Source organism: Sphingomonas sp. Ant H11, from assembly GCF_000797515.1.
In the GTDB taxonomy this organism is placed as follows: Bacteria; Pseudomonadota; Alphaproteobacteria; order Sphingomonadales; family Sphingomonadaceae; genus Sphingomonas.
Genome location: NZ_JSBN01000213.1, coordinates 1 through 13408 on the forward strand (window position 1 = coordinate 1; position 13408 = coordinate 13408).

The following is a 13408-nucleotide window of genomic DNA, read 5'->3' on the forward strand; positions in this document are numbered from 1 at the left end:
GCGGCGAGGATTTTTGCAGCATCGTGGTGATCGACCAGCTTGCCCGCGTACGGCGCGACCAAAGCACCGGGCAGCAGAAGCGCAATCAGCAGGGCTGCTATTTGCGGACCAGAGCCGGCCGGAGCTACCCGGAACACGAGCGCCACCTGCGTAATCTCATCGCCGATGGTGGATGCGAGAAGCACACCGAAGAGGAGACGTTCAAACCCTGGGCGAAGCGCAATTGTCTCAGAGATCGGTTGGCTCACGACGTGCGGTTTCGTCGAGCAAGCAGCTTCTCACCGTCCGGTCTAATCCGCCCATCGGGCGTGACATGCCGGTAGAGCGTCTGCCGAGTGACGCCCAACTCGGCACATAGCTCGGCAACTTTGGTTTCAGGCTTTCCCATAGCCGCCTGTGCAAGCCGTAGCTTGGCCGGTGTCATCTTAAACGGTCGTCCGCCCTGCCGGCCGCGGGCACGCGCGGACGCGAGCCCCGCCTTGGGGCTCTGTTGCAAAGATTGGCGGCAGTCAGAGGTAGGCTGTCGCTCTGCGCCGATCAGGCGGCTGCTGCGAAATGGTGGTTGAGCATGCCCATGGCCTCCGTCAGCGCCGAGGGCCCAATGCCAAAAGCTCTCTCCACAAGGCGCACCTCGCCCTGACTGCCGGGCTGCAGGCACCAGGGGCGAGCCTGTCCTTTGCGCAGGGCTCGCATGACTTCGAATCCCTTGATCGTGGCATAGGCCGTGGGGATCGATTTGAAACCGCGCACCGGCTTGATCAGTATCTTGAGCTTTCCGTGATCGGCCTCGATCACGTTATTGAGATACTTCACCTGCCGGTGGGCCGTCTCCCGGTCCAGCTTTCCTTCGCGCTTCAATTCGGTGATCGCTGCACCATAGCTCGGCGCTTTGTCGGTATTGAGCGTGGCAGGCTTTTCCCAGTGCTTCAGGCCTCGCAGGGCCTTGCCCAGGAACCGCTTCGCTGCCTTGGCGCTGCGGGTCGCGACAGGTAGAAATCGATCGTGTCGCCCCGCTTGTCGACTGCCCGGTACAGGTAGGTCCACTTGCCCCGCACCTTGACGTAGGTTTCATCCAGGCGCCAGCTCGGATCAAAGCCACGCCGCCAGAACCAGCGCAGCCGCTTCTCCATCTCCGGGGCGTAGCACTGGACCCAGCGATAGATCGTCGTATGGTCGACCGAAATGCCGCGTTCCGCCAGCATTTCCTCAAGGTCGCGATAGCTGATCGGATAGCGACAATACCAGCGCACCGCCCACAGGATCACATCACCCTGGAAATGGCGCCACTTGAAATCCGTCATCGTTCCGTCCGTCCAATCTCCGCCAAGCATGCTCAAGCTTCACGATTTTTGCAACAGAGCCAACCAGACCTGCGGATGGCGTGCGAGCACATCGAGGATAGGTTCGTAGTCTTCCTTGCGATAGATCGAGCCGGTCGGGTTGGACGGCGAGTTGATCAACAACCAGCGGGTACGCGGCGTGATGGCCCGTTCCAGATCTTCTGCCCGCAGGCGGAACCCATCTTCGGACCGTGTTTGCAAAATGATCGGCGTCGCGCCCATCATCTCGACGATGTCGCTGTAGCTTACCCAGTAGGCGCCGGAAGAATTACCTCGTCGCCAGCCTGGATCGTCGCGAAGAATGCGCTGAACAGGAGCATCTTCGCGCCGGTCGTGACGACGATCTCTTCCGGCGTGAAATCGAGCCCGTTTTCGCGTTTGAACTTTTCGCGCACGGCAGCCTTGATCGCGGGCGAGCCATCGAGCGCGGTATAGTGAGTATCCCCGGCGCGCATCGCCTTGATCGCCGCTTCCTGAATATTCTCAGGTGTATCGAAATCCGGCTCGCCGACATGAAGACCCACGATGTCGCGGCCCTGGCGGCTGAGTTCTGCCGTCGCGGCCATCATGCGAGAGATCGCCGAAGGTCCGACCTTCGACAAGGCGTTCGACGGCTTGAACACCGCGGCGGCCGAAGTATGGATATCTGCCATTGTTAGTTCCTCTTCCAATTCATGGGATACTTCTGCGTACATTCGCCATCGACTGAGATGACGGAACGCTTGACTTTTGATGCGCTCTCATGGCCTCGGCGCCTATCGGAGGGCTGAGGACGCGTGTCGGTGTTCAGGGCTCGGCCGTCGGCGGCCAGACCGTTCAGAATGAGCTCGCAATACTCCATCGCGAAGGAGGAGGCGGGACGGCCATGCCCTGGCTTGAACCAGCGAACCATCCAGTTCAGCATCGAGAGGATCGCGCGGCTTATCGACCGGGAATCCGTATTTCGATAGCGGCCGGATTCGATGCCTGCGAGCACGATCCGTCGAAGAAGCTCTTCGTAGGCGTCGCGCAGTTCCTGCGCTTCTTCGAGCAGCCCACCATTCTCCATGCCGCCGTAGCCCACCAACATCGTGACGAAGCCATGGTAATGCGCTTCGAAGTAGTCGGCGTGTGCCGTCATAAAGCGGCAAAGAGCCTCCGGGGCCTCGTCGTCACCATCAACAGCGATATTTACAGCTTCAAGAAGGCCCTTGAGCGTCCGGACGATGATAGCCTCGTATATTTCCTTCTTGTTCGGGAAGTAATGGTAGATCGCGGCCTTGGTGACGCCGACCGCTTCCGCGACACTTCCTAACGAAGTCCCATCGAAGCCCTCCCGCGCGAACAGTTCGGCGGCTTCGTCCAGAATCTTGCCGCGTGCATTCTCCATCGTGGGTGGACGGCCCTGGCGGCGAACGCGCTCCTTCTGCATCAGAGCTACTTTCGGGTCGTCGCCGGGATACCGGCAACTACGCCCATCTCCAAAAGCTGATCGACCCGATCTGCGCTCAGATCCAGCTCGGCCTGAAGGACTTGGCGGGTATGCTCGCGACCTCGGGTGGAAGTGTCGGCGGAGCAAACGGACTTTCCGACATGCGCAACGGGCTGCGCACGGAGCGGAAGGTGCCGATCCTTTCGGAAGGAACCGAAACGACAGTGTCCCGAAGGATTGCAACATCGCTAGCGAACGCCTGGCCGACAGTGCGAAGCTCGCCAGCCGGGACTCCGACGGCGCGAAGTTCGGCGAGAAGCTCATGCAGTTTACGATCGCGCAACTTGTCCTCGATGATCGGCAGTAACTCATCACGCGCCTCGGTTCGTCCTTTATTGGTGACGAACCGCTCATCCATCGCGAGATCCGGCAGACCGATGATCTTGCAGAACCGCCGGAACTGTTCGTCGTTTCCGACTGCGAGTGCAATTCGGCCATCGACGCAATCGAACAGTTGATATGGTACGATGCTCGGATGAGCGTTGCCATAGCGCAACGCTTCTCTTCCGGTATTGAGATGACCCGACGCGACGTTGGCCAACATGAACATCGCGCTGTCGGTCAGGCTGATGTCGAGCCACTGGCCCTTTCCGGTGCGTTCGCGCATAAACAGGGCAGCGAGAATTGCTTGCACGGCATTCATGCCCGATATGAGATCGATGAAGGCGACACCGAGCCGCATCGGCTCGCCATCCTTTTCGCCCGTAATCGACATGAATCCAGATTCAGCCTGGATAATGAAGTCGTAACCCGGACGCTCCTCCAGCTCGTGACCGCGGCCATAACCCGATATGGAACAATAGATGAGCCGAGGGTTGATGTCCTTCAGATCGTCATAGGTGAGCTTGAATTTCTTGAGCGAGGCCGGGCGGAAGTTCTCGATCAGGACATCGCTCTTTTTTGCGAGTTCAATGATCAGATCTCTTCCTTCCGGCTTGCCGATGTCGATCGCAACGCTCTTCTTGTTGCGATTTGCGCCCAGATAGTAGGTTGAAACACCCTCCACAGCCGGCGGCATCCACGTCCGGGTGTCGTCCCCGGTTCCAGGTTGCTCAATCTTCAGCACGTCAGCACCGAGATCACCCAACGTCATTGTTGCCCAGGGGCCGGCCAAAACGCGAGACAGGTCGAGAACCTTGATTCCGTTCAGTGCGACGCTCATCGGAAACGCGATCCTTCCTCTATCCGTTTCAACAAAATATCGGAGAAAGGCCTACGCGGATAAGGCGGGGCAGCTCTTCTCCTCACGGTGAATCGAGCCGCTTAATGCACCAGACTGCTCGGGCGGAAGCGACCTAATTACTTACCGTCCGAACAGTATATAACTGATAGCGGCATGTCAATCGCCATGCCGCTCAGAATTTAGTGTCTTGGAGGCTACACGATAGCGTTGTGGCGCACCGCACAACCGGAGCCGCGGACGGCCTAGGAGGAAGTGTGTAAGGTTTTGGAGATAAACTTTTTGAAGCGGTCCGGTGCAGCTTCAGAGAAGAGTTTTGCGGGCGGCGCGTCCGCGATGAGCGTACCCTTTTCCAGAAAAATGATGCGGTTCGAAACCTCCCGTGCGAAATTGATCTCGTGGGTGACAATGAGCATTGTTCGTCCCTCTTTAGCCAGATCTCGAATGACCTTCAGGACCTCCCCGACAAGCTCCGGGTCTAGCGCCGATGTCGGCTCATCGAACAGGATGGCTGCTGGCCGCTGAGCAAGCGCCCTTGCAATCGCTGCGCGTTGCTGCTGCCCGCCCGATAGGTGTCTGGGGTAACTGTTGGCTTTGTCGGAAAGCCCCACCTTCGCCAACAGTGACATTGCTTCGTCCACACATTCCGTTTTTGAACGCTTCTGAACATGGACCGGCGCTTCAATGACGTTTTCGAGGATCGACATGTGTGGCCATAGATTGAAGCCTTGGAACACCATCGCGACGTCTGACCGAATCCGGTCGAGCTGTTTTCGATCCGCGGGACGGGTTCCATTCTTGGTCGTTCGCATGGCGATTTCCTCGCCCCGGATGGCGATTGTTCCCGCGCTCGGGGTTTCGAGCATGTTGATGCACCGGAGCATTGTGGACTTGCCAGAGCCCGACGATCCAAGGATCGAGACCACCTCTCCTTCATGTGCTTCGAACGTGATGCCCTTTAGCACCTCAAGATCGCCAAAGTTTTTTATGGAGGTCGCGAATGGAAATTACGGGAACGTTATTCGTCTCGATTGACGTCATGGCCGCGCCTCAATGTTTGTTTTGACGGGGAGATCGCGCTGATGCGGTGACAGACGGTATTCAAGTAGAGCGATCAGGCGGGTTATTATGAAGTTGAGCGTCAGATAAATTGCACCAGCGACGATAAACACTTCGAAAGCGCGAAATGTCTGGGAGATTAGCTCCGCAGCTATACCAGTTACTTCCATGATGGTGATGGTGGAAGCGAGGGAAGTTGCTTTTACCGCGAGAATGACTTCATTGCCGTAGGCTGGCAAAGCCTGCCGGAATGCGATCGGAAGGATGATGCGCCTGTACAGTAGAAAACCGGACATGCCGCAAGCCCTTGCCGCCTCAATCAATCCGGCCGAAACGGACTTTAGCCCTCCGCGGATGATCTCACTTCCATAGGCGCCGACGCTAAGCACTAGAGCAGTGATGGCGCACCAGTAAGGTTCACGGAAAAACGGCCAGACACCCCAACTCTGGAGTTCGTGACGGAACTGTCCGAGGCCGTAGTAGATGATGAACATCTGCAGGAGGAGCGGCGAGCCGCGTATGCAAAAGACGAAAAAGGCAACGCATTGGGAAGCGACGGGGACCCGCAGGTGCGCAACAATCGCCAGGGCTGTTGCCAGGACTGTCCCGACAAGTATCGCCGTTGCGGCCAATTCGAGCGTAATAGGCAAACCGGCAATGAGCCTGACGAAAGCCTGCCAGAGAAAACCGAAATCGATCACTGTTTAGCCCCCCATCCTGCACGCAGAGCGATACTCGGCGAAGCGGAAGAGAAGCGACGAGACCACGGTGATTGTCAGATAGAGCAGTCCAGCCGTGATAAAGAACTCAAACGGTCGGCGCGTTGAACCCGAAGCCATTTGAGCTTGCCGAAGCAGTTCCACAAGCCCGACGACCGAGATGAGGGCCGTCTCTTTCAGGGCCAATTGCCATGTGTTGCCGAGGCCCGGCAATGCGTAGTGCAGTACCTGTGGTGCAACGACGCGCCTGAACAGTAGCCAACGGCCCATGCCAACCGCATGAGCCGCCTCGATACTGCCCTTGGCGACAGTGTTGAAAGCGCCTCTAAGCACTTCAGCTTGATAAGCGGCAGAAATGATCCCGATCGCGAGAACCCCAGTAGCGAACGTAGGCATTCCAACAAAACCGTTCGCCCCGAAGAAGCCGGCGAAGGTCGACAAAAGTGAGTTTCCGCCGAAGTAGAGTAGATAGATGACCAGAAGATCAGGCACGCCTCGCAGTGTGGTCGTGTAAGCGTCGGCGACGCCACGAGCCAAACGGATTGGTGACATTTTTTGCCCAGGCAACGAGGCTGCCAAGAATAGACCCGATGAGGAACCCCAAAACGGCGATAGCGGACGTGACGCCCGCGCCAGCGATGAGGACACGACCCCATCCTCCTTCACCAAAACCAACAAGATCAGTGTAATTCTTGCAGCCAACCCACAGCTTGTCCAATACAATGCGCATTTTCAGAAATTACGGATGTGAAGGGCACAGTGGCGGCCTGATCGAATTGGGGATAGCCCAATTGTCGAACTACGAGACACCTGCACGGCCGCGCTCCCTCAGCCACGCTCCTCCAGCGGCATCACAGTTCGCACAAAATATTTTTATTGCAAGGAATATTTTTATTAGATACAAAGTTTTTGTTCGATTGAAGTTTGGACGCGTCGAGAAAGTGTGCCAGGTCAATCAGACAGTCCGTCGGACGACCGTATGTCGCGTCGCCAGCCGCCGGCGGTCATCACGGAATTGCATAAATATTTACATCCGTTAAAAGTTTTCAGCGCGTTGAAACTCAAAACGGTGTGAGGCCATGATCAATCAAAAGTCTGGGGGGAGGCATGCAGGAATGGGCTTGCGGGAGCGCCAACGCCTAATAAGGCGGGAGAATGTCCGGCGTCATCACTGATGGGACCAAATTGGCTTAACTGAGAACGGAGGATTTCTGGTTCATCGTAGCCTTTCAAAGGAGCGAAGATGAGACAGAAATCCGGAACCGGGAAAGCGCCGGCAGAGCAGGTCATCAAGGACATCCGCCGTGCGACCCGCAAGCAGTATTCGTCCGAGGAGAAGATCCGCATCGTGCTGGAAGGCCTTCGCGGCGAAGAGTCGATCGCGGCGCTGTGCCGGCGCGAGGGGATTGCCGAGAGCCTGTATTACACCTGGTCGAAGGAATTCCTGGAAGCCGGCAAGAAGCGGCTGGCCGGCGATACGGCCCGCGCCGCCACCAGCGATGAGGTGAAGGTGCTGCGCAAGGAGGCGCGCGATCTCAAGGAGGTTGTCGCCGAACAGGCGCTGGAACTGCGGATTCTTAAAAAAAGCATGATTGCGGATGGGGGCGACGACGAATGAGATATCCCGCATCCGAGAAGCTGGAGATCATCCGCCTGGTCGAGAACTCGCACCTGTCGGCGCGGCGCACATTGCAGAAACTCGGTATTCCGCGATCGACCTTCAACCGCTGGTATGACCGCTTCCTTGCCGGCGGCGTCGACGCTCTGGAGGATCGCAGCCCCCGGCCGAGCCGGGTCTGGAACCGCATCCCCGATGAGGTGCGCGATCAGATCATCGAGCTGGCGCTGAACGAGCCGGAACTGTCGCCACGGGAACTGGCGGTCACCTTCACCGACACGAAGGGCTACTTCGTCTCGGAATCCTCGGTCTATCGCCTGCTCAAGGCCCATGACCTGATCACCAGTCCGCCTTCATCGTCATCAAGGCCGCCGACGAGTTCCACGACAAGACCACAGCGCCCAACCAGCTCTGGCAGACCGACTTTACCTACTTGAAGGTGATCGGCTGGGGGTGGTTCTACCTGTCGACCGTGCTCGACGACTTCTCACGCTACATCATCGCCTGGAAGCTGTGCACCACGATGAAGGCCGAAGACGTCACCGACACGCTGACCATGGCGCTCACGGCATCAGGCTGTGACAGCGCCAGAGTTGTGCAGCGGCCGCGGCTCCTGTCCGACAACGGCCCGTCTTACGTGTCGTCCGATCTCGCCGCATGGCTATCCGACAAGGGCATGGAACATACGCGCGGAGCGCCCTGCCATCCCCAGACCCAGGGCAAGATCGAGCGATGGCATCAGACGCTCAAAAACCGCATCCTGCTCGAGAACTACTTCCTGCCGGGTGATCTCGAGCAGCAGATCGCGGCGTTCGTCGATCATTACAACCATCGCCGCTACCATGAGAGCCTCGGCAACCTCACACCCGCCGACGTCTACTTCGGCCGCGGCGACATCATCATGCTGGAAAGGGAAAGGATCAAACGCGAAACCATCATACAGCGCCGCTTGCTTCATCGAGCCGCCGCCGCCTAAAATGACAAACCTGATGGGCCAGAGCCTCCGTTAGCTCACGCCGCCTGTTGTCCCAAAAACCCTGACGACGGACAGTCGATCAAATGGCTCGGTGTCGATGTCTCGAAGTGAGACTGTGCGTTCCTACCATCAAGCAGGAGAGCTGCGAATGCAGCTCTCCACAAAGAAAGTGAATGAAGATGACGATGATACCCAACTCCAATGAAGCGCGGGATATTGCGTACCACTTCCACGCCTATACTGACGCCCGGAAGCATGAAGCGACGACGCCGCTTATCATTGACCGGGCTGAGGGGGCTTACGTCTACGACAGCAACGGGAAGCGCTACCTTGAAGGCATGGCCGGCCTTTGGAGCGTCGCCGTCGGCTTCGGCGAGCGGCGTCTCGTGCAAGCCGCTGCACGGCAGATGGAACGCCTGAGCTTTGGCCACAATTTTACTAGCCGGACGCATATGCCGGCGATCGATCTTGCGGAAAAGCTAGTAGAGATCGCCCCGGTCCCGATGAGCAAGGTGTTCTTCACGAATTCCGGTTCCGAAGCCAATGATACCGCAATCAAGATGATCTGGTACAGGTCGAATGCGCTCGGCCAGTCCCAGCGGAAAAAGCTTATTGCCCGAGAACGCGCCTATCATGGTGTCACGCTGGCCTCGGGCAGCCTGACCGCTTTCTCCTACAATCACGAATCCTTCGACATGCCCATTGCCAACGTCCTACGTACGGGCAGCCCCCATTTCTGGCGCGATGCGGAACCTGGTGAAAGCGAAGAGGATTTTGCATCCAGAAGGGCGAACGAACTGGAGAAGCTGATCCTCGATGAAGGTCCGGAGACAATCGCTGCCTTCTTCGGCGAGCCGGTCCTCGGCGCCGGAGGTGTTGTCGTTCCTCCGCGGACCTACTGGGAGAAGATTCAGGCCGTTCTGCGGAAATACGATATACTGTTGGTCGCTGACGAGGTCGTGTGCGGCTTCGGCCGAACCGGTAACATGTTCGGTTCCCAGACGTACGATATCAAACCGGACATTATGGTTCTCTCGAAGGCGCTCTCCTCGTCATACCTTCCGATTTCCGCTCTGCTCGTGAATGACAAGGTGTACCAACCGATTGCTGATGAGAGCCATCGCATAGGCACCTTCGGCCACGGCTTTACCGGCGGTGCGCATCCGGTTGCGGCGGCCGTGGCACTCGAAAACATCGCCGTCATCGAAGATCGCGACCTCGTCGGCAACGCATCACGCGTCGGTCAATACCTGCGTGACGGCCTGCAACGTTTCTCGGATCATCCGTTGGTGGGAGAGGTTCGTGGCGTTGGATTGGTCGCCGCCGTGGAACTGTTCAAGCAGAATTTCCCAAATGCAGCCGGCCTCAAGAACGGAGAACTGGGCGCCAAGGCAAATGCGTATCTCGCCGAGGAGGGCGTGCTTTTGCGCGCAGCCGTCGACGCGCTCACGATTTGCCCGCCTCTCACGATCACCGTGGGGGACGCAGACTTCTTAATCGAGAAGATCGGCAAGGTTCTCAATCGAGTTACAGCGGAACTCGCCGCATAGCGTACGCGAAATACGGATGGCAGACCACGACAGCGTAGCGGACCGGAGTTTCATGCCCCGGTCCGCATTCGCAGCGATGCTGACGGGACTGATGATCCAACGGCTCGAATTCATTCGGTATTTTTCGAATCGGGTCTCCTGGCTTATTTACTTACCGTCCAAACAGTATATAAATGCTTTAAATGCCATTGGTGGCGCAAGCAAACAGGTGAGACTACATGGCTCTCGATTCAGACACGATGAATGAACTGGTGAATACGGTCGGGCGTTTCGTTAGAGAGCGTCTTCGTCCTCTCGAGGAACAGGTCGCCGATAACGATGCTATCCCGGTCGAAATCCGCCAGGAGATCGCGAATTTAGGTCTATTCGGCCTGACGATTCCCGAAGAGTACGGTGGCCTTGGTCTCAATATGGAGGAAGAAGTCCGGATCGCACTGGAGCTGGGCAAGACCTCTCCCGCCTTCCGCTCGCTTATCGGGACCAATAACGGTATCGGCTCGCTCGGCCTCATTCTCGACGGCACGGAAGAGCAGAAGCAGCGGTATTTGCCTCGCCTTGCCACCGGCGAACTCATCAGCTCATTCGCGCTGACCGAGCCGGAAGCTGGCTCGGATGCTGCGTCGGTACGAACCACTGCAAAGCACACTGAGAACGGCTATGTGATAAATGGCACGAAACGCTTCATCACAAACGCCCCTCACGCCGGTCTTTTCACCGTTTTCGCACGCACTGACGCCTCGAAGCCCGGCGCCCAAGGTGTCTCGGCGTTTCTGGTCGAAGCAGGAACGCCCGGCCTTTCGCTCGGCCCCATCGACCGCAAGATGGGTCAGAAGGGCTCTCATACGTCGGATGTGATTTTGGAGGATTGCCTGGTCCCGTTCGACGCGCTTCTCGGCGGCGTTGAGAACCAGGGCTTCCGTACAGCCATGAAGACGTTGGATCGCGGTCGCCTGCACATCTCGTCGATCTGTGTTGCAATGGCCGAACGCTTGATCGAGGACAGTTTGCGCTATGCAATGGACCGCAAGCAGTTCGGACAACCGATCGCCGAATTCCAGCTCATCCAGGCGATGCTCGCCGATAGTCGCACGGAAGCCTACGCCGCACGTTGCATGGTGCTGGAAACTGCACGGCGCCGTGATGCAGGCCAGGACGTGACGACCGATGCCGCGTGCTGCAAGATGTTCGCAAGCGAGATGGTCGGTCGAGTCGCCGACCGCGCCGTGCAGATTCATGGCGGAGCCGGCTATATGGCCGAATACGGCATCGAACGGTTCTATCGCGATGCTCGGCTGTTCCGCATCTACGAGGGCACCACGCAGATCCAGCAGATTGTGATCGCCAAGAACATGATCAAGGCCGCCTCGTAAGCGTCCCCTCACTCAGCCTTCGTTCTTCGGCGGGCTTGCAAGCACGGCGTCGGAGGGAGGCTGGACCGACGGCTCGAACAATCCTTACGGAGCCCGCTATGACTACAGAGACCCCCTCGCCCCTCGTTCAGAAATTTGGCTCAGGTCTTACCACCACCGAAATCGTTGATGGTGTCGGCCTGGTTTCGATCGACAATCCGCCTGTCAATGCGCTCTCGCGCGATCTCCGCGAAGCTATGATCGACGCCATCAACCATCTCGCTGCGAAACACGACGTTCAGTCGATCGTCCTTCTTGGAAAAAACGGTACGTTCATCGCCGGAGCCGACCTAAAGGAGTTCGGCAAACCCCTGACCGATCCCACATTGCCGGATGTCATTGAAACCATCGAGCAGTGCTCGAAGCCAGTCATCGCGGCAATCGAAGGGGCGGCACTCGGCGGTGGCTACGAAATCGCCCTCGGTTGCGACGCGCGGATCGCGACGGAAAAGGCTGCCGTCGGACTGCCGGAAGGAACCTTCGGAATAATTCCAGGTGCCGGGGGCACCGTCCGACTGCCTCGGGTGACTGATGCCGTCACCGCACTCGACATGATCGCGTCTTGCCGTCAAGTCAAAGCTCCAGAAGCCAAGAACCTCGGCCTCATCGACGCTATTGTTGGGAAAATTCCAGACGATGCGATTGCCTATGCTCGTGCCTTCGGGACCACGAAGATCAGATTAAGGGACAGAGAACCAAAGCCCTTCGATCACAAGGCGTTTGACCTTGCCGTCCAGCAGGTCTTGAAACGCGGTCGCGGGCGACCCTTCGTCTTCGACCAGACCGAAGCAATCTGGCAGGCAGTCACGGTTCCCTTCGATGACGCGCTCGCGTCAGCCCGCACCGCATTTCGGCGCCTCCGCGATTCCGATGAGTCGGCGGCCCTGCGGCATCTTTTCTTTGCGGAAAGGCAGGCCGCGCGTGTCGAGGGCCTCGCGGACGCTTCGCCCTTGTCGATCGAGACAGTCGGTATCGTCGGAGCCGGAACCATGGGCGCGGGGATCGCCGCCGCTTTTCTCGCCGCAGGTTATCCGGTGAAGCTCACGGACCTCAAACAAGAGGCCCTAGCAAGCGCACGGACCCGCATCGAAGGTTTTCTCGCGAAAGCTTCGAACCCCGCCGAGCTGACATTGGTCCATGATCTCGAAGATCTTTCAGAGTGCGATCTGCTCATCGAAGCTGCCTTCGAGGATCTGGCCGTGAAGACTGAGCTCATGGCTCGTTTCGACAGTTTCGCCAAGACCAATGCGATCCTTGCGACCAACACTTCCTATCTCGATGTGAATGTCATAGCCGCCGCGACCACGCGTCCTCAATCCGTCGTTGGACTGCATTTCTTTGCGCCGGCGCACATCATGAAGCTTCTGGAGATTGTTCGGGGCGAAGAAACATCACCGGAAGTCCTGCAGGCCGCTTTTGCGATCGCAAGACGCTTCGGAAAGTCGCCGTCGTTTCCGGAGTCGGAGAAGGCTTCATCGGCAACCGCATCTACAATGCTTACCGCGCACAGAGCGAAGCGATGCTGATCGATGGCGCAAGCCCGGACGAAATTGATACCGCCCTTGAGGCGCTCGGTTTTGCCATGGGGCCGTTCAGCGTGTCGGACCTGTCAGGGCTCGATATAGCTTGGGCTAACCGGAAGAGGAAGCAGGAGGCCCGCGGGGACAAGGATGGTGACGTTCCGGTCCTCGAATGGCTTGTTGAAGCCGGCCGGCTCGGCCGCAAGACAGGTGCCGGCTGGTATCGGTATGACGATGGCCAACGCGCATCGGACCCAGACGTGAGAAATCTCATCGCGAAGGCGCGGGCACATTATGGCGCTGCGCCGAGGTCGCTGGACCGGGACGAAATCCAGGAGCGCACGCTTTGCGCGATCGTCAACGAGGCCCTGCTCGTTCTGGAAGACGGCATCGCTTCGCGTGCCTCAGATATCGATCTGGTGATGATCAACGGATATGGCTTTCCGAAACATCTTGGTGGACCACTCTTCTGGGCGAAGCGTCAACCACGTTACCGCCTTGAACGTACTCTTGCGACCGTAGTCGGCGGCGGCCGCCGCGGGAACCTCGCATTGCTCGATTGAACC

9 protein-coding genes and 4 pseudogenes are annotated in these 13408 nt (G+C 58.2%); 5 read left to right on the top strand and 8 right to left on the bottom strand.

Translation table 11 applies throughout. The features are described from left to right. The 8 genes and pseudogenes from NW75_RS21930 to NW75_RS21970 all read right to left on the bottom strand — a co-directional run. A pseudogene (locus tag NW75_RS21930) lies at positions 1-248 on the bottom strand (MFS transporter); the annotation flags it as partial. A 289-nt stretch (positions 249-537) separates the two neighbouring features. Then, positions 538-1301 (bottom strand): annotated as a pseudogene (locus NW75_RS24150) (IS6-like element IS6100 family transposase). A gap of 39 nt (positions 1302-1340) precedes the next feature. Beyond that, positions 1341-2035, bottom strand: a pseudogene (locus tag NW75_RS28475) (aminotransferase class I/II-fold pyridoxal phosphate-dependent enzyme). Further along, the gene (locus tag NW75_RS21950; RefSeq protein ID WP_081988879.1) at positions 1996-2751 is read right to left on the bottom strand and encodes a TetR/AcrR family transcriptional regulator; all 756 of its coding nucleotides are present in this window, start codon (positions 2749-2751) and stop codon (positions 1996-1998) included. Before NW75_RS21950 ends, NW75_RS28475 begins: the two are co-directional and overlap by 40 nt. Positions 2752-2827: 76 nt before the next feature. After that, positions 2828-3973: a CaiB/BaiF CoA transferase family protein gene (locus tag NW75_RS21955; protein ID WP_156143113.1), complete on the bottom strand. Its 1146-nt coding sequence runs from the start codon at positions 3971-3973 to the stop codon at positions 2828-2830. A gap of 263 nt (positions 3974-4236) precedes the next feature. Continuing rightward, positions 4237-4956 (bottom strand): ABC transporter ATP-binding protein, encoded by a 720-nt coding sequence (locus NW75_RS21960; RefSeq protein WP_269430367.1) that lies wholly within the window; start codon positions 4954-4956, stop codon positions 4237-4239. A gap of 72 nt (positions 4957-5028) precedes the next feature. Then, entirely contained in the window at positions 5029-5751 is a 723-nt protein-coding gene (locus tag NW75_RS21965; protein WP_033967478.1) for an ABC transporter permease, read from the bottom strand. 3 nt (positions 5752-5754) lie between these two features. Continuing rightward, entirely contained in the window at positions 5755-6321 is a 567-nt protein-coding gene (locus NW75_RS21970; RefSeq protein WP_231565393.1) for an ABC transporter permease, read from the bottom strand. A 691-nt stretch (positions 6322-7012) separates the two neighbouring features. Here NW75_RS21970 and NW75_RS21980 point away from each other — a divergent pair. The 5 genes and pseudogenes from NW75_RS21980 to NW75_RS25490 all read left to right on the top strand — a co-directional run bounded on the left by NW75_RS21980 (position 7013) and on the right by NW75_RS25490 (position 13405). After that, positions 7013-8363: pseudogene (locus NW75_RS21980) on the top strand (IS3 family transposase). 179 nt (positions 8364-8542) lie between these two features. Then, on the top strand, positions 8543-9913 hold the full coding sequence (locus tag NW75_RS21985; RefSeq protein WP_033967567.1) for an aspartate aminotransferase family protein: 1371 nt from the start codon (positions 8543-8545) through the stop codon (positions 9911-9913). A 218-nt stretch (positions 9914-10131) separates the two neighbouring features. After that, entirely contained in the window at positions 10132-11283 is a 1152-nt protein-coding gene (locus NW75_RS21990) for an acyl-CoA dehydrogenase family protein (protein WP_033967480.1), read from the top strand. A 98-nt stretch (positions 11284-11381) separates the two neighbouring features. Beyond that, a complete protein-coding gene (locus NW75_RS21995) occupies positions 11382-12848 on the top strand; it encodes a 3-hydroxyacyl-CoA dehydrogenase NAD-binding domain-containing protein (RefSeq protein ID WP_052192589.1) in 1467 nt (488 codons plus the stop codon). Further along, on the top strand, positions 12842-13405 hold the full coding sequence (locus NW75_RS25490; RefSeq protein ID WP_052192590.1) for a 3-hydroxyacyl-CoA dehydrogenase family protein: 564 nt from the start codon (positions 12842-12844) through the stop codon (positions 13403-13405). Before NW75_RS21995 ends, NW75_RS25490 begins: the two co-directional genes overlap by 7 nt. The last annotated feature ends 3 nt before the right edge of the window (positions 13406-13408 follow it).